This is a genomic window from Paraburkholderia sp. GAS348 (genome assembly GCF_050434205.1).
Lineage (GTDB): Bacteria > Pseudomonadota > Gammaproteobacteria > Burkholderiales > Burkholderiaceae > Paraburkholderia.
In genome coordinates, this window is record NZ_JBNPVT010000001.1 from 1 (window position 1) to 16830 (window position 16830).

At 60.7% G+C, this 16830-nt stretch carries 15 protein-coding genes; 8 read left to right on the forward strand and 7 right to left on the reverse strand.

Features of this window, described 5'->3' with window-relative positions:
* The 4 genes from P3T22_RS00005 to acnA all read left to right on the forward strand — a co-directional run.
* Nucleotides 1-303 (forward strand): citrate/2-methylcitrate synthase (locus P3T22_RS00005; RefSeq protein ID WP_429323856.1); only part of this gene is annotated, 303 nt, incomplete at its 5' end.
* Between the two features lie 105 nt (nucleotides 304-408).
* Complete coding sequence (locus P3T22_RS00010) at nucleotides 409-924, forward strand: hypothetical protein (protein ID WP_063498402.1); 516 nt, start codon at nucleotides 409-411, stop codon at nucleotides 922-924.
* A gap of 25 nt (nucleotides 925-949) precedes the next feature.
* Nucleotides 950-2401, forward strand: coding sequence for a bifunctional 2-methylcitrate dehydratase/aconitate hydratase (locus tag P3T22_RS00015; protein WP_429323857.1), 1452 nt, complete (start codon nucleotides 950-952; stop codon nucleotides 2399-2401).
* Between the two features lie 46 nt (nucleotides 2402-2447).
* The gene (gene acnA, locus P3T22_RS00020) at nucleotides 2448-5165 is read left to right on the forward strand and encodes an aconitate hydratase AcnA (protein ID WP_429323858.1); all 2718 of its coding nucleotides are present in this window, start codon (nucleotides 2448-2450) and stop codon (nucleotides 5163-5165) included.
* 233 nt (nucleotides 5166-5398) lie between these two features.
* On the opposite strand, the gene P3T22_RS00025 is transcribed toward acnA, so the two are convergent.
* The 7 genes from P3T22_RS00025 to P3T22_RS00055 form a co-directional block, all read right to left on the reverse strand.
* Nucleotides 5399-6259, reverse strand: a complete 861-nt coding sequence (locus P3T22_RS00025; RefSeq protein ID WP_429323859.1) for a prolyl hydroxylase family protein — start codon at nucleotides 6257-6259, stop codon at nucleotides 5399-5401.
* Nucleotides 6260-6532: 273 nt separating this feature from the next.
* Entirely contained in the window at nucleotides 6533-6781 is a 249-nt protein-coding gene (locus P3T22_RS00030; protein WP_429324159.1) for a hypothetical protein, read from the reverse strand.
* Entirely contained in the window at nucleotides 6682-8169 is a 1488-nt protein-coding gene (locus P3T22_RS00035) for a methyltransferase regulatory domain-containing protein (protein ID WP_429323860.1), read from the reverse strand. The genes P3T22_RS00030 and P3T22_RS00035 overlap by 100 nt, the downstream gene beginning before the upstream one ends.
* Nucleotides 8170-8207: 38 nt before the next feature.
* On the reverse strand, nucleotides 8208-9311 hold the full coding sequence (locus tag P3T22_RS00040; protein ID WP_429323861.1) for a hypothetical protein: 1104 nt from the start codon (nucleotides 9309-9311) through the stop codon (nucleotides 8208-8210).
* Nucleotides 9308-11014: a sensor histidine kinase gene (locus P3T22_RS00045; RefSeq protein WP_429323862.1), complete on the reverse strand. Its 1707-nt coding sequence runs from the start codon at nucleotides 11012-11014 to the stop codon at nucleotides 9308-9310. Before P3T22_RS00045 ends, P3T22_RS00040 begins: the two co-directional genes overlap by 4 nt.
* Before the next feature lie 18 nt (nucleotides 11015-11032).
* On the reverse strand, nucleotides 11033-11662 hold the full coding sequence (locus P3T22_RS00050; protein ID WP_429323863.1) for a response regulator: 630 nt from the start codon (nucleotides 11660-11662) through the stop codon (nucleotides 11033-11035).
* Nucleotides 11663-11776: 114 nt separating this feature from the next.
* Nucleotides 11777-12823, reverse strand: coding sequence for an OmpA family protein (locus P3T22_RS00055; protein WP_429323864.1), 1047 nt, complete (start codon nucleotides 12821-12823; stop codon nucleotides 11777-11779).
* Between the two features lie 177 nt (nucleotides 12824-13000).
* Here P3T22_RS00055 and P3T22_RS00060 point away from each other — a divergent pair, with 177 nt between their 5' ends.
* Genes P3T22_RS00060 through P3T22_RS00075 form a run of 4 tightly spaced genes read left to right on the forward strand, consistent with a single transcriptional unit; the run spans nucleotide 13001 to nucleotide 16822 of the window.
* Entirely contained in the window at nucleotides 13001-13777 is a 777-nt protein-coding gene (locus tag P3T22_RS00060; protein WP_429323865.1) for a TetR/AcrR family transcriptional regulator, read from the forward strand.
* Nucleotides 13774-14733: an HlyD family secretion protein gene (locus tag P3T22_RS00065; RefSeq protein WP_429323866.1), complete on the forward strand. Its 960-nt coding sequence runs from the start codon at nucleotides 13774-13776 to the stop codon at nucleotides 14731-14733. The genes P3T22_RS00060 and P3T22_RS00065 overlap by 4 nt, the downstream gene beginning before the upstream one ends.
* Nucleotides 14730-15683, forward strand: coding sequence for an ABC transporter ATP-binding protein (locus P3T22_RS00070; RefSeq protein ID WP_429323867.1), 954 nt, complete (start codon nucleotides 14730-14732; stop codon nucleotides 15681-15683). The genes P3T22_RS00065 and P3T22_RS00070 overlap by 4 nt, the downstream gene beginning before the upstream one ends.
* Nucleotides 15680-16822, forward strand: a complete 1143-nt coding sequence (locus tag P3T22_RS00075; RefSeq protein ID WP_429323868.1) for an ABC transporter permease — start codon at nucleotides 15680-15682, stop codon at nucleotides 16820-16822. The genes P3T22_RS00070 and P3T22_RS00075 overlap by 4 nt, the downstream gene beginning before the upstream one ends.
* Nucleotides 16823-16830: the final 8 nt, after the last annotated feature.

The following is a 16830-nucleotide window of genomic DNA, read 5'->3' on the forward strand; positions in this document are numbered from 1 at the left end:
GTCGCGAAGAAGCTCTCGAAGGAAGCGGGCAACCTGAAGCTGTTCAACATCGCCGAACGACTTGAAACAGTGATGGCAGATGTGAAAAAGATGTTTCCAAATCTCGACTGGTTTAGCGCGGTCTCGTATCACATGATGGGCGTGCCGACGGCGATGTTCACCCCGCTGTTCGTGATCGCCCGCACTGCAGGCTGGAGCGCGCACATCATCGAGCAGCGGATCGACAACAAGATCATCCGTCCGAGCGCAAATTACACCGGTCCCGAGAATTTGAGGTACGTGCCGCTAAATAGGAGAAAATAGCGGTCGCTGTGCGCTTTCATAGCGCGTGCAGTTCAACCCTCGCGGTCGCCAGGACCGGCAGCCCGCGTACTGTTCAACTGAAATTAGATAGAAAGGTTCTCCACCATGAAAAAGCTGATGATCGCCGCTGTGATTGGCGCCCTGTCCACGACGATGCTGACCGTCGCGACTGACGCCGCTGCGCAGACGGCGACCACCGCCACCACGACCACGAAGCCGGCTGCCAAGGCTGTGGCGAAGCGCCCGCAACCGAAGCGCCTGATCAAGCGCAAGTCGAATCCGGCCAAGGAAGCGAAGGTCGATCCGGTGCCGGAAGGCTCGGAAAAGTGGTCATGCGACGAAGGTCTCGCATTCGACCTGAAGGGCGACATGAAGCGTGACCAGATCGTCACGGTTCACTGGGCGAACAAAAACTACAATCTGCCGCGCGAAACGACCACCACGGGCGCAGACCGTTTCCACGACGCCGCATCGGGCATGGACCTGGTCGTGATCCCGACGAAGGCGATGTTGTTCTCGGATAAGGACAGCTCGCGTCTGGCCGACGAGTGCAAGACGGCAGCCATGGGGCAAGGCGCACCGGCTCCGACGCAATCGAACGCGGTCAACAAGACCAACTAATCCGTTACATCAGGAAGGCACCCCGATGTCCGCTCCGATTTCCAACGTGCGACCCGACCCGGACCCAGTCCTGGTCGATATCGTCGACTACGCGCTGGACTATCAGATCGACAGCACGCTCGCGCTGGACACCGCGCGTAACTGCCTGATCGATACGCTCGGTTGCGGACTCGAGGCGCTCACCTACCCGGCCTGCACCAAGCTGTTGGGACCGATCGTGCCCGGCACGATCGTCCCCAACGGCGCGAAGGTACCGGGCACGTCGTTCCAGCTGGATCCGGTTCAGGCCGCCTTCAACATCGGCGCGATGATCCGCTGGCTGGACTTCAACGACACATGGCTGGCTGCCGAATGGGGCCACCCGTCGGATAACCTCGGCGGAATTCTGGCGACGGCCGACTGGCTCTCGCGCAGTGCCATCGCGGCGGGCAAACAGCCGCTGACGATGAAAGACGTGTTGATCGGCATGATCAAGGCGCACGAAATTCAAGGCTGTATCGCGCTCGAGAACTCGTTCAACAAGGTCGGGCTCGATCATGTGCTGCTGGTAAAGCTGGCGTCGACCGCGGTGGTCGGCCAGTTGATCGGCTTGACGCGCGACGAACTGATTAACGCGGTATCGCAGGCGTTTGTCGATGGGCACGCGTTGCGCACGTACCGCCACGCGCCGAATACCGGCTCGCGCAAGTCATGGGCCGCTGGCGATGCAACGTCGCGCGCCGTGCGGCTCGCGCTGATTTCGAAGACCGGCGAGATGGGCTATCCGTCGGTGCTGACCGCGAAGACGTGGGGCTTCTACGACGTGCTATTCAACGGCAACGCGTTCTGGTTCCAGCGTCCATACGGCTCGTACGTGATGGAAAACGTGCTGTTCAAGATCTCGTTCCCGGCTGAATTCCATGCGCAGACGGCGGTGGAAGCGGCGATGACTTTGCACGCGCAACTCGCCGCAGCAGGCAAACGCGTGGAAGACATCAAGAAGATCACGATCCGCACGCACGAAGCCGCGATCCGCATCATCGACAAGAAAGGCCCCCTGAACAACCCGGCCGACCGCGATCATTGCATTCAGTACATGATCGCCGTGCCGTTGATCCATGGCCGTCTGACGGCCATGGATTATGAAGATTCGATCGCGCAGGACGCGCGTATCGATGTGCTGCGCGCCAGGATGGAATGTGTCGAAGACGCGCAGTTCACGAAGGATTACCACGATCCTGAGAAGCGTTCGATCGCCAATGCACTGACGATCGAATTCAACGACGGGTCGACGTTCGACGAAGTTGTAGTCGAATACCCGATCGGTCATAAGCGTCGTCGCGAAGACGGGATTCCGTTGCTGGTCGAGAAGTTCAAGACCAACCTCGCGCGCCGCTTTCCGGTCAAGCAACAACTGGCGATTCTCGACGTGTCGCTGGATCAGGCACGGCTCGAAGCCATGCCGGTCAATGAATACGTCGATCTGTACGTCATCTAGTTCAAGTTAAGTACTGTAGTTCCGCGATCAAACCAAGGAAAACACCATGGCCCACAACCTCCACAAAACGCTCAAGGAATTCGACAGCGGTTCCGGCAAAGGCAAGTTCTACTCCCTGCCGCAACTCGGCAAGGCACTGAACATCAAGATCGACCGCCTGCCGGTTTCGATCCGTATCGTGCTGGAATCGGTGCTGCGTAACTACGACGGCAAGAAGATCGCCGAAGAACACATCGAGCAGCTCGCGAACTGGAAGCCGACCGCTGCGCGCGTCGACGAAATCCCGTTCGTCGTGTCGCGCGTCGTGCTGCAAGACTTTACCGGCGTGCCGCTGCTCGCCGACATCGCGGCAATGCGCGGTGTCGCGAAACACATGGGCAAGGATCCGAAGTCAATCGAACCGCTGGTCCCGGTCGATCTGGTGGTCGACCACTCGGTGCAGATCGATCACTTCCGCGAAAAGAACGCGCTCGACCTGAACATGAAACTGGAATTCCAGCGCAACAACGAGCGCTACCAGTTCATGAAGTGGGGCATGCAGGCATTCGACACGTTCAAGGTCGTGCCGCCGGGCGTCGGTATCGTTCACCAGGTGAACCTGGAATACCTCGCACGCGGTGTGCACAAGAAGGCCGAAGGCACGGACACCGTGTACTACCCGGATTCACTGGTCGGCACCGACAGCCACACCACCATGATCAACGGTATCGGCGTGGTGGGCTGGGGCGTGGGCGGTATCGAAGCTGAAGCCGGCATGCTCGGCCAGCCGGTGTACTTCCTGACGCCGGACGTGGTGGGCGTCGAACTGAAGGGCAAACTGCGCGAAGGCCTGACGGCGACCGACCTGGTCCTGACCGTGACCGAACTGCTGCGTAAGGAAAAGGTTGTCGGCAAGTTCGTCGAGTTCTTCGGCGAAGGCACGAAGTCGCTGTCGCTGCCGGATCGCGCGACGATCGGCAACATGGCGCCGGAATACGGCGCAACCATGGGCTTCTTCCCGGTCGACGAAAAAACCATCGACTACTTCAAGGGCACGGGCCGCACCGACGCAGAAATCTCCGCTTTCGAAAACTACTTCAAGGCGCAGGGTCTGTTCGGTATTCCGAAGGCTGGCCAGATCGACTACACCAAGGTCGTCACGCTGGATCTCGGCACGGTGACGCCGTCGCTGGCAGGTCCGAAGCGCCCGCAAGACCGTATCGAAATCGGTCAGGTGAAGTCGACCTTCAGCGACCTGTTCTCGAAGCCGGTGGCAGAAAACGGCTTTGCGAAGAAGGAAGCCGATCTGGACGCGCAATACACGACGAGCAACGGCGTCGACGTGAAGAACGGCGACATCCTGATCGCCGCGATTACGTCGTGCACGAACACGTCGAACCCGAGCGTGCTGCTGGCTGCTGGTTTGCTGGCGAAGAAGGCTGTCGAAGCGGGCCTGACGGTCGCTCCGCACATCAAGACCTCGCTCGCGCCGGGATCGCGCATCGTCACGGAATACCTGACGAAGACCGACTTGATGAAGTACCTCGACAAGCTCGGTTTCACGCTGGCCGCTTACGGTTGCACGACTTGTATCGGTAACGCGGGCGATCTGACGCCGGAACTGAACGAAGCGATCACGAAGAACGACATCGTTGCGGCAGCTGTGCTGTCGGGCAACCGTAACTTCGAAGCGCGTATTCACCCGAACATCCGCGCGAACTTCCTGGCCTCGCCGCCGCTGGTTGTGGCTTACGCGATCGCCGGCAACATCACGCGCGACCTGATGACCGAACCGGTCGGCAAGGGCAAGGGCGGCAAGGACATCTACCTGGGCGACATTTGGCCGACCAGCGAAGAAGTCAACGACCTGCTCAAGTTTGCGCTGGACGCAGATGCGTTCCGCAAGAACTACGCGTCGCTGACCAAGAAGGGCGACCTGTGGAGCAAGATCGAAGGCGAAGAAGGTCAAGTCTACGACTGGCCGAAGTCGACCTACATCGCTGAGCCGCCGTTCTTCGGCAAGGACTTCTCGATGACGCCGGCCGACAGCATCGCTGCGGTCAAGAACGCACGCGCACTGGGCATTTTCGGTGACTCGGTCACGACCGACCACATCAGCCCGGCTGGCTCGATCAAGGAAGACTCGCCGGCAGGCAAGTGGCTGAAGGCAAACGGCGTGCAAAAGGCCGACTTCAACAGCTACGGCTCGCGCCGCGGCAACCACGACGTGATGATGCGCGGCACGTTCGCGAACGTCCGGATCAAGAACCTGATGATCCCGGCGAAGGCAGACGGCACGCGTGTGGAAGGCGGCCTGACGATTCACCAGCCGAGCGGCGAACAAGAGTCGATCTATGACGCAGCGATGAAGTACATCGACGCGGGCACGCCGACGGTTGTGTTCGCGGGTGAAGAGTACGGCACGGGCTCGTCGCGTGACTGGGCTGCGAAGGGCACGCAACTGCTGGGCGTGAAGGCTGTGGTTGCTCGCAGCTTCGAGCGGATTCACCGTTCGAACCTGGTGGGTATGGGCGTGCTGCCGCTGCAGTTCAAGGGCTCGGATAGCGTGCAATCGCTCGGTATCACCGGCGAGGAAACGTACGACATCGAAGGCCTGGGTTCGGACTTCAAGCCGCAACAGGAAGTGACGCTGGTGATTCGCGGCAAGGACGGCAAGGAGAAGCGCGTGCAGGTTCTGCTGCGTATCGATACGCCGATCGAAGTGGACTACTACAAACACGGCGGGATTCTGCCGTTCGTGTTGCGTTCGCTGCTGGCTGCTTAAGGTATCTGGTAACGTATGCGGTAACTGCAAGCTGTTTTGCAGGTGCTGCGTCCTTGTGGAAGGACGCAGCCGATTTGAGAGCCCGGCTTTTTGGCCGGGCTTTTTTTATTTGCTGCCGCGGTCGGTGTGGGCTTGGTTAATCACGACTCGCCCTTGCTGGATTAGGCATGGGGGTGTGAAGGTGGCGGATAAGCGGCCTAGCCTCAACTACGCTGCTGATTGACGCTCACTCGTTAGCGCCTCGCGCGACTTTCCAGCGGTCGCTCAGTGACCCACTTTGTTACGATCCACTTCTCTCCGGCCAGTACTGGCGCCCCCGCATGCAAGGTCAACGCATCCAGTTGCCGCAGCCCGTTCATATAGCGGAAATATAACGCTCCGCCTCGCTTTGCGGCAACCGATAGTCCCAGTAGAGGAAATTGAGTGGCGCCTCCTTGGGGCACATCGTTTAGGTAGACGATCAGCGTCGCAACGCGTTGGCCGCCATCTTTACCGCGAGCTATCGCACCCGGTTGTTGTGGCGAGTAGTAGTCGTGATGCTGCTTATATTCGCCCGTGACCTTGTAGCGCTGGACTTGCAAGGGCTCACCATTCTCCACGGGCCAATTCATCAGGCTGGCGAAACGCTGCTCCAGGCGCTGGATGAATGCATCTTCGCCGGGGCGGAACACAGCGGTGTCGCTAGTGCGAATGCTGTTGTAGACACCAGCGCCAGTGACCGAACGTTTGAGGCGAGGTCGCGAGCGCTCAATCACCTCGTCGCACTCCTCTGCGGAAAGAACGTTGTCAAATGCGATGATTTGTGGACGTTCGCAGCGCATCGACACGGTGACGTCACGGTCGAAGGCGCGAATGACGTTGTCCGTTGAGACTGGGCATGCGTCGTATTGATATTCGCCTGGCCGAGTGGCTTCCACACCCATCGGAAGCGGATCTTTTGACCGGATGCCTTGGAAAGTTGCGCTAATAGCGCCACCCGCCATGTCCGGTTCAAAGCCTTCCTTGAGCATGGCATCAAACATGGACTGGGGATTACAACCGCGGCGTGCATGGTCGGTGAGCCATTCCTCGACGGCAGCGTTGATGTCCAGCATAGATATTTCTTCCAAGATTGAATTGTGTCGTTCTGCGCGGAGCCCTACAAGCAGACCGCTGCAAGGGATTAGATAGTAGGTCTCGCTTTTGTCGTCGACTATGAGACGATTCCCAAAGGCACCGAGCGCTTTGCACACGCACGGGGCGATTGCAAGAAGCTCACAGGCCAAGCAAACTGGCGCGGCGGGCCAGCGCGAGGCGATGTCCTGCGCCACACCGCGCCTTACAACGATCCCGGAACCTTCCGTAACATTTCATGCAATCGCCCTCTGTTAGGGTTCCTTTCGGACACGCTGTTTCGAAGCCGGCTTGCCGGCAGACGCAGTTTCGCTGCGTGCCGCAAGCATCGCGCTATCGGCAAACCATTGCACAGCGCGCCGGACGTTTTCTTCGATCGCTGCGGCGATCTCCGCAGGCTGCGTCAATACCTCTCCATCGCGCTTGAAATGCAGCTCGCCGTTTGCCACGCCACGGCCGATGATCTCCGCCAGCGCGTCAAGATTGCGGCTACCGTCCAGCAGAGGGGCAAGAGCTTTTGCTCGACCGGCCCAAGTGTCACCACACATTCGTGCCACGCAGTAAACAGCGTCAGTGACGCCTCGCCGCCGGCGCGCAGCTCAGCAAGCCGACGCAACACTGACGGCGCCTCCGGGTGCGCGATCGGACGAGGCGGCGCGATTACAGGCTCTAGCCGAAACTGCACGGCGTTACGGATAACCAGGCTCCGAACGAAATCCGGCACCCTGGATTCGATCTCCTCACCCGCTTGCCCGGAAACGCTTGTCACCCACCGCACCAGTTCCTCGACAGCGACCGTTGCAGGCCATGCCTCGTTGAGCGCATCGATCACCTGCTGAGTGTCCGGCCCGGTAGCGATAGTCCGACCGCTACGAACGTCCTGCCAACGACCGTCGCCATCCGGCTGGCGCGCGTAGCGGCCGGCGAGGTGGAGGCCGACGAGCCGCTTTAGGTCGAATCCATAGCGTATCTGTTCAGCGCGTTTATCATGAACCAGCAAAGTCTGGCGGAAGGTCCGGTTATTGAGGAAATCCATCAATTGCTCAAGTACCACCTGTTCGCCGGCACACTCCTTCAGCAACAATTCCGCAGTATGCCGTCCGTGGTTGCCGGCAAACACCCTCCCGATCTCCGCCTCGGCCAGGTAGCTCAGACCACGGCGTTCCGCCCTCGCAAGAAACTCGCGGAAGTAGCAGGGACTGTTGCATACCTCAAGATACTCATGATTGAGGTAGCTGGCATCGCCATGACGGACCATCTGGATGTTGTCATCCATGATCTTTTTCAGCAGGCTGCCGGGCTGCGCCGTGTCATGCAGGAAATCAATCATGCCGCGCGCGTAAGCCAGTCCCTCTTCGGGCGAAGCACGACCGCCGCCGCGCAGCATCATGGCGTCACGCACCACTTCCTTCGCCTTCCAGCCGGGATAGGTGTTGTAGCTGATGTAGGCAATGCCTTCCGGGCTCAAACATTCGTTCGCAACACGCAGAATGGCTTCGCGGACGTCGTCTGGGACCCAACTGTAAACTCCGTGGCAAATGATGTAGTCGAATTGCCCAAGGCTTGCGTCGAGATCCGCAATGCTCCCCTGCCTCAGCGCGATGTTGCTCAGCCCAAGCGTCTCGATCGCACGCCGGCCAGCCTCGATCTGCACAACGGAGAGATCCACCCCGACCACCGTGGCCCGCGGATAGCGAGTCGCAAAGGGAATGATGTTGCCGCCGGCGGCGCAGCCGAGCTCCAGCACACGCGCCTTTTGCAACGGTGGAACGTCGAGCCCGAACAGATAGGCAACGGCCCGGAGGTGCTCGGGGGCGCTCTCTGGGTAGCACCCCGATATATAGGGTAAATCGTCGTACGTTTTGGCAATGCGTTCAGTCTGGGCATTCATGCGAAGGTAAATCCATGGTTGTTGTTCCGTACACGAGACTACTTTCCGCTTCCACCGGTGTGGAAGGCCGCTGGATCGTCGGTGATCCGGCGCTGGGTCATACGGTCATTCCAGTTGTTGTCAGCAGGCACGGTCGCGCGCATCGCCGGGGGGGTGCGGTGCTGCTGCGAGGCCCAACCCAGCCACGGCGCCTGATCGACCGAGCCGTCATCATGCGACGGACGGGCGCTCCATTCGGGCTGCGTCGATACGGTGGGCTGTGCCGCCGGACGGACCGTGCGGCTCAGCGCCAGACGCCCACTCACGTGAGCCTCCGTCAGGCGTGCCATCCTGGTTCTGCTCGCACCCTTGACCGGTGCCTTTGAGTTGTCGTCACGGGCGGCAATTTGCGTGCTTTGCTTCAGCGTAACTTGAGGCAACGACGCGGCCTGCTTTTGAATAACCGGAGATGGCGCAGCAGTCGGCCTTGGCTCAGCCTGAGACAAGGACACGGACTGCTTCGGAGCATCCGGCAAAGATCCGGCCTGCGCGATTGGGTTCGTTGGCACCGCTACTGGCTCGACATAGCGCGCCGGAGTAGCTGGAGCGGCGCTCCCAATGGACGCGATGGTCTGCAGCGGCGCGGGTGTGCTTGCCAGCGCCGCCGCCCGCGTCGCATCAACGGCCGGTTCAACAGGCTGTTGCGAATGATCGAGTGGCGAATCGGTGGCCTTGGCGGACGACTGAACCGCAGACGCGACAGCCGGCGGCTTTGCCTTCTCCGCTTCCTTCATGGAGCACGTTACGAGCAACCATGTCAGCGCGATGGTGCAACCAGCGAAAATCGACGCCGCGAGCAGGTGATCCGAGCGCGAAGAGCGCGGGCGGGTACTGCTCATTTCCAGATAGCGCCTCGCCTCCGCCATTGATGCGTCCCACCGCGTGGTATCCACGCGTTGTGGCGACGCCCTGTAGGACAGAATGTGCGTCACGCCCGGCGGAAACCGCGGAGCTCGTGCCGGCCTGGCAACTTGCTCCACGGCCTTTTGTACGGCCTCGCGCAGCATGCGCCGGTGCGCGCCAAACGGCGGCGGCAGACCGTCGAACGGCCGTGGCAGCGGTATCGTCAGATCGCCCTCGATCAAGGCTAGCGGTCGAGTCATGACAGCTTGCTCCGATGCGGGTCGATCGCCTGGTCGTCAAGTTGCATCATCAACGCCTCGGCGCGCTTCAAAAGCGCGTCAATCGCGTCTGTTTCCGGTTCCGTCCTGGCGGCGCTGACTTGCCGCAATGCATCCATCAAACTCGATGCGCCGACCAGTCCCACCGCACCGCTGAGCCGGTGCAGCGTGGCGCGCAAACCAGCGAGGTCAAGCCGGTCACGCCCGTCGCGCAAGCTACGCAATCTATCCAGGTCGTCGAGCATCGAACGCCGCCAGCCCGCTATAAACGTATGCAAATCGATGCCCTCGTCTGATAGCGCGCCAAGATAGCTTCGGTCGAATGATTCGGCTTGACCGCCCGGCGCCGCCCCCGCCAACCGCGCGGTGATCGCCAGGGCATTGCCGTTGGCAGGTTCGACGAACGGCCGCAGGGACTCGATAGGGAACGGCGCAGCGAACGTCGCGCATGTACCGAGACCCGGCTGAACCTCAACTGTGAGTTCGCCGCCCATGCGCTGCGTAAGCAGCCGGCATAGTGCGAACCCGGCATCACCGTCGCTGTGAGACTCGTCGCCCATCGGTTCGCCGGTGACAAATAACCCGGGAAGCTGCGGCTGCGCCGAAGGTGCAGCCTTCGCACCGACATCCCTCACGCTGATGAAAATGCGCTGCGAACCGGCGTTCAGCGGTTGTGCTCGCACGGCGATAGTGATCTGTCCGTGCTCGGTCGCCCGCACAGCCTTGCTCAGCAAATGGAAGACTATCTGACCCAGCCGCGCGCTGTCGGTGAGGACGCGCGCGGCCACCGACTGGTCGATGCTCACGCTCAGAAGCAGACCCCGTTGCGCTGCGGCGGGTGAAAACAATGCGACGACGCCATCAATCAATTCGCGGAAATCCGTCGAATCTTCGTCGAGCACGATCGCATGCGGTTCAATTGGGGAGGGCGACAGCATGTCCTCCAGCGCGCGAACGCATGTCCGCACTGCTGATTGGATCTTGCCTGCCAAGGCTCTCTGAACGGGCGTCAGCGAAGCTGTGTCGAGTCCGTCCAACAGACCGGCTAGCGCGGACAATGGCCCGCCAACAAAATGACGCATGGTTCTCAGGATACGGTCACGCTCCTGCTTCGCAGCGGCGGTCGCCTGCATGCCTGCAGCGATGCGCGCGGCCTGCTCCCGTGCTTCGGCCGCGGTATGCCGGCGTTGCCAGTCACTTTCGATAACCTGTAGTTTCCTGGAGGTGAGCTTTAGCCCAGCGCGCGCCCGGCACCAACCGCCCAACGCGACAATCACCAGACCCGTGAGGGCAACTAGCACCGCAAACAGCGCAGGCCATGCCGGAGCGGAGCTGTGTTCGGCAACAGCGAACCCGTCCTGCGAGGAACTGTTTTCACTGGCCGGCGCGGCACCAACGGCATGGACATCGACGACTTGCCCACGAACATAAGCGCCGCCACCCGCTTGGGCGTCACCCACCGGGCCGCGCGCTGCCAGCGCGGCAACCGGGCGCGGATTGCCGGCGAGCGAGCTTGCTTCCGCTAACGGCGCCGCATTGGCGCGCACCGACACGATGCACAATAGCGTGAATGCGAAGAGACTACCCAACACGGTCGCGTAGCGGATCGATGCCGTACGTGCTGAGGGAGAGAAGCGGCGAGCGCGACCCTGCGCGCCCACCGGAGAACCAAACAGGCTCATCATGTTCATAGCCTGCGAAACTCAGTCGATCAGTCTTTGCAACGCCGCAAATTCAATCAGCGCCGCCAACGAAGATAGCCCCAGCTTTTCCTGGATGCGGCTCTTGTATGTACTCACCGTTTTGTCGCTAATGAAGAGCGAGTCGCCAATAGTCTTGTTCGACATACCCTTGGCCAGCATTTGCAGGATGACGAGTTCCTTATCGGACAACAACTTGAGCTTCTCTTCTTCGCTGGCTACGGACGCCCCCACGCCGGCGCCACCTGCCGACATAGGAAAAACGGTGTACCCCGCCAGCACGGCCTCGACGCCGCGCAAGATCTCCTTCATGTCCTGCGACTTGCCGACGAAACCCTGCGCGCCCGTACGCATCGCGCGCGGCGCGAAGGTCGACGGATCGTGACCTGACAGAACGAGCACGCGAATCGAAGGATGCACCAGCTTTAAACGAGGAATCACATCGAGCCCGTTGATACGCGGAATATCGAGGTCGAGAATAGCGAGATCCGGCGTGTGCTGCCGGGCCAACTCGACTGCGGTCTGTCCATTATCGGTTTCGATAATTTCAGTGATGCCGAGCAGTTGTGAAAGATGAGTCTTGATCACCAGCCGCAACGCGGGATGATCGTCCACGATCAAGATAGTAGTCATTATTTTGTCTTCCTAATGAGTTTACAAATACCTGTCAATCACAGTACGCGGACAGGTTGATTTGATGAGAGTACGCTTGGGATTGAAAACGATAATGGCGCGTCAATCGCCGGATTAGCCCTGATCGCGCACGAAATCGATCTCGACACGCCGGTTCGGCGCCAGGCATTGCACCAGTTCATCGCGCTTCGTCTGCGAGCATTCCGCCAGCGGATTTGCCTTACCGTGCCCCTGCGCCGTTATTGGCAACGTCACGCCGCGGTTGCGCAGATATTCCCGCACAGTTTGCGCACGCTGCAACGAGAGCTTCTGGTTGTACGCGTCGCTGCCAAGGCGGTCGGTGTAACCGTTGATGTGTAACTGGCGAATGCCCTTCACCTGCTGCAAACCCGCGACCACTTCGTCGAGTTGCGCCTTGCCGCCCGGCAGCATGCCGGTTTCGTCGCCGCTGTCGAAGCGGAATGCCGAATCGGCTCTGAGCGTGATCGTTTGCACAGCCGCCGGCTCGGCCTTCTGCGGCTTGGCGCATTGCAACGCCGCTTCCGCCGATTTCTGCAATTCGCTTTGGATGCCGGGCAGCGCTTTCTCAGCGGCAGGGAAATTGCGTCTCCATGCGTAATGTCCTGCATGGATCAGTTCTACCTCAGCACAGGCGAGCGGCTGTTGTGCCTCCGGGCAACGGGCCGTGGCTGGATCGCTCTTGATCACATTGACGATCTTCCACAAGTCGGGACGCACCGTCGACACCGTGCGCAATTCCGGATTAGCAGCGGACAACGCCGTGCCGTTTTGCAGGCCGATCGTGATCATCGCCGCCTGACCGATGGCTTCCTGGACGAAACCCCATTGGTCACGGGCGCGCCACTCCTCCTGTCCGGCATTAATCCAGCACTGAGCCTTTGCGTGAAAATAACTGTTCTTGTCACCGGGCAATTTGTCCAACTGCTGTTGCAGGCCGGCAAGCGCCTCGCCACCGCTTGTGATTGGCGCATAGGTGCTAAACCATTGAGGCGTCGGCGCGCCAGCGGCCGCGTCTTGTGCCACGCCGATGCCAGTCTTCAGAACGGTCGGGTCTTCGATACCGAGTCGGTCTCGTGCGGCCTGCCCCGCGCAACCCGACAAAGCCAGCGCACATGCCAGCAGCGTTAACTGAAATTTCATGAAATCCTTGCGAAGAACGCATTCACTTTTAAGAAGTTTTGAGTATGAACAGACGCAAAGCGGCATGGAATGGGAAGATTCCTAGAGTTCTGTCAGACGGACAGGCCGTCGATAATGCGGACCGCATACGGCAACGCCCTTCTTGAATTTAACTAACTCATCAATTAATCTGAATTGATGAACTCGAGGCGCTCACCCGCGAAGCCACTCGGCCGCCGCCCGGCCGTCGGGGACTTCGATGCGCGCGAACATCTGCTCGATACCGCGACGCGGCTTTTTTCCGAACGCGGCATCGCGGCCACGACGGTCGCGCAGATCGCGAGCGAAGCGGGCGTCACGTCGGCACTGGTCCATTACTACTTCACGAATCGCGAAAAGCTGCTCGACGCAGTGGCTGACGAGCGGCTCGCCCCTGCGGCGAAATTCGTCTGGCGCCCGGCCGTTGAAGACGCCGTGAGCGATCCCTTCGCACTTGTGCACGAATTCGTCGCGCGCCTGTTTGACGTGACGGACCGCATGCCGTGGTTGCCGCCACTCTGGCTGCGGGAGATCGTCAACGAAGGTGGCCTGCTGCGTGAACGAATGATCCAGCGCATCCCGTTCGACAACATCAAGCGCTTCAGCAGCCGCGTTTCACACGCTCAGCAGGACGGCACAGTCAATGGCGACCTGGAAGCGATGTTGCTATTCAACTCAATTCTGGCGCTCGTGATGCTGCCGCTCGCCACGGCGAAGATCTGGCAAAGCGCGCGTGGCCTGCCCGTCATAGAGCGTGATGCGTTGCGTCGGCATGTGACCACACTGCTGATCGGCGGCATGCAGCCAGCGCCACATATGGCATCGGTGCGAGTGCATACACAAACACAAGCACAATCGCGAGCGCAGGCACAACAGCCGAAGCCGAAGCCTTCACCAGTACGCCGCAACCGCAAAGACACCGGGAGCCAGTCATGAGTCGTCCTTGCAGCGCCTGCGTTTATCTGCTGTTCACGGCGACGGCCCTCGCAGCCTGTTCGCATCGCGACAACAACGTCTATCAGGGCTATATCGAGGGCGAGTTCGTGTATCTCGGCTCGTCGCAATCCGGCAAGCTCACGCAGTTGACGGTCGCACGAGGACAGACCGTCGACGCAAGCGCACCGGTATTCACGCTCGAATCTGTCGACGAAACCGCCGCTTTGCAGCAGGCCCAACGGCAACTCGCCGCGGCACGCGCACAGCTAGCCGATATCCAAACCGGCAAGCGCCGTCCAGAAGTGAACGTCACCAAAGCGCAACTCGCGCAAGCGGTCGCCAATGCGCGCAAGGCAGCGCTGCAACTCACGCGCGATGAAGCGCAGTACCGCGCGGGTGGCATCCCGAAAGCACAACTCGACGATTCGCGCGCCAACGCAGACGCCACCGCCGCGCAAGTGCGGGAACTGAGCAACCAGGTCGACGTCGCGCAGCTCCCCGGCCGTTCGCAGCAAATCACTGCGCAGAGCGCGCAAGTCGAAGCCGCCCAGGCCGCCGTCGCCCAGGCGCAATGGAAGCTCGACCAGAAGCGCGTCAACGCACCGGCGGCAGGACTCGTCTACGACACGCTGTATCGCGTCGGCGAGTGGGTACAGGCGGGAAATCCGGTCGTACAGATGCTGCCACCGCAGAACGTGAAAGTGCGCTTCTTCGTACCGGAGACCGTGGTCGGCAAGCTCGCGCCAGGCCGGGCGCTTTCCATTCATTGCGACGGTTGCAGCGCCGACGTCCCAGCGAAAATCACGTACATATCGAGCGAGGCCGAATACACACCGCCGGTGATCTACAGCAATGAGAACCGCGCGAAGCTGGTGTTCATGGTCGAAGCCCGCTCTTCCGCCGCCGACGCAGTCAAGCTGCACCCCGGCCAACCCGTTGCCGTGAACCTGCAATGAAACCGCCCGCGCCGCAATATGCGCAATACGCGATCGACGTGCACAAGCTCAACAAGCACTTCGGCGATAAACATGTCGTGAACGACGTGACATTGCAGGTCGCGCACGGCGAGATTTTCGGCTTTCTCGGGCCGAACGGCAGCGGCAAGACCACCTCGATCCGATTGATGTGCGGACTGCTCACACCGGATTCGGGCAGCGGCACCTGTCTCGGTTACGACATCGTGCGCGAGAGCGCACAGATCAAACGCAACGTCGGCTATATGACGCAACGCTTCTCGTATTGGGACGACCTGACGATTCGCGAGAACCTCGACTTCGTCGCCCGTATCTATCAGATGGCGAACCGGCGCGAGGCGGTTGACCGCTCGCTCGAATCGCTGGGTCTGCAAAGTCGTGCTGATCAGCTGACCGGTGCGTTGTCCGGCGGCTGGAAGCAGCGGCTCGCGCTTGCAGCCTGCATGCTGCACGAGCCTCAGCTCCTGTTACTCGACGAACCGACTGCAGGCGTCGATCCGAACGCACGCCGTGAATTCTGGGAGGAATTGCATCGCCTCGCCGCGCGCGGCATTTCGGTACTGGTCAGCACGCATTACATGGATGAAGCCGAGCGCTGCCATAAGCTCGCGTACATCGCGTACGGGAAGCTGCTTGCGCAAGGCACTTCGAAGGACGTGATCGAATCGCAGAATCTCGCGACCTGGACCATCTACGGCGAGCACCTGAGCAAACTGTCGGAACAATTGCGCAAGACACCTGGCGTCGATCAGACCGTCGTATTCGGCTCGGCGCTGCACGTCAGCGGCATCGACCATGCCGCGCTCGAAGCTGCGGTCAGGCGCGCGACCGAGGGCACTGCGCTGCGCGCCGAGCGCATCGAAACCCGGCTTGAAGACGTGTTCATCTACCTGATGGGCCACTCCACCGACAACTACGGGGCGCAACCGTGAGCACGCGCGTCCTGTTTTCGCTGTCGCGCTGGTGGAGCATCGTGCTCAAAGAATTTCTGCAGTTAAAGCGCGACCGCATCACGTTCGCGATGATCGTCGGCCTGCCGGTCATTCAGCTCACGCTGTTCGGCTTCGCGATCAATACCGACCCGAAGCATCTGCCGACGGCTGTCATCATCGGCGACGACAACACGTTTTCGCGCAGCTTCATCGCCGCGATGAAAAACTCCGCTTATTTCGACATCGTCGAATCCTTGCCCAACGAGGAGGCTGGCCGCCGCGCTCTTGCCCAAGGCCGGGTGCAGTTCGTGTTGTCGGTGCCGGTGGATTTTTCGAAGCGTCTGCTGCGCGGTGAACGTCCTTCGCTGCTGGTCGAAGCCGATGCCACCGACCCCACCGCGACGAACACCGCGCTCGCCGCGCTGCCAGGCCTTGTGCAACCAGTCGCGGACAAGGACATCACCGGGCCGCTCGCCCATCTGAACGGCTCCCCGGCCGCTTTCGACGTCCAGGTGCACCGCCTCTACAACCCCGAAGGCATCACGCAATACAACGTCGTGCCGGGTCTGATGGGCGTGATCCTGACGATGACGATGGTGATGATGACCGGCCTCGCCATCACCCGCGAGCGCGAGCGCGGCACGATGGAAAACCTGCTCGCCACGCCCGTGCTACCGATCGAAGTAATGACCGGCAAAATCGTGCCTTACGTGATGATCGGGCTGGTGCAGGCATCGATCATTCTGACCGCGGCGCGCTTCGTGTTTGGGGTGCCATTTGCCGGCAGCCTGTTGGCAATCTATCTGGCTGCGTTGCTGTTTATCGCGGCGAATCTGACGGTCGGCATCACGCTTTCGTCGATTGCGCAGAATCAGTTGCAGGCGATGCAACTGACCGTGTTCTATTTTCTGCCGAGTCTGTTGCTATCCGGTTTCATGTTCCCGTTCGCGGGCATGCCACGCTGGGCGCAATTCATCGGCAATCTGCTGCCGCTCACCTATTTCAACAGGCTGGTTCGCGGCATCCTGCTCAAAGGAAACGACTGGGCCGACCTGTGGCCGTCGGTGTGGCCCGTGGCGCTGTTCATGGTCGTCGTGATGGGCGTCGCGCTGCGTTTCTACCGGCGCACGCTCGACTAGGAGGATCG